The following is a 332-nucleotide window of genomic DNA, read 5'->3' as shown; positions in this document are numbered from 1 at the left end:
CCAAAGATAAGGATATTGGCGGGTTTTATGTCCGTCGCTGTTTGCCTGTTGCCAAGCTGCGTTCCGTGGGGCCTTGGATTTTCTTTGATCATATGGGGCCGGCTGATTTTAGTGCGGGGGAGGGGATTGATGTACGCCCTCATCCGCACATTAATTTAGCCACTGTTACCTATCTGTTTGAAGGCGAGATATTGCATCGAGACTCGCTTGGTAGTCTGCAGGCCATTAAGCCTGGGGATATCAATCTGATGGTGGCTGGGTCAGGCATAGTGCACTCTGAGCGAGAGCGGCCCGAAGTGCGGGAAACGGCGCACCGCTTGCACGGTTTACAA

The 332-nt window shown here is 53.0% G+C and carries 1 protein-coding gene; it reads left to right on the top strand.

What is annotated here, in order from left to right; translation table 11 throughout:
* On the top strand, positions 1–332 hold a 332-nt coding region (locus J0A66_RS22345; protein ID WP_206576024.1), incomplete at both ends, for a pirin family protein.

The sequence above is a fragment of the Bowmanella dokdonensis genome, assembly GCF_017254865.1.
In the GTDB taxonomy this organism is placed as follows: domain Bacteria; phylum Pseudomonadota; class Gammaproteobacteria; order Enterobacterales; family Alteromonadaceae; genus Bowmanella; species Bowmanella dokdonensis.
Note: the sequence above shows the minus strand (reverse complement) of the source record. Positions and strands in the feature narration are given on the sequence as shown.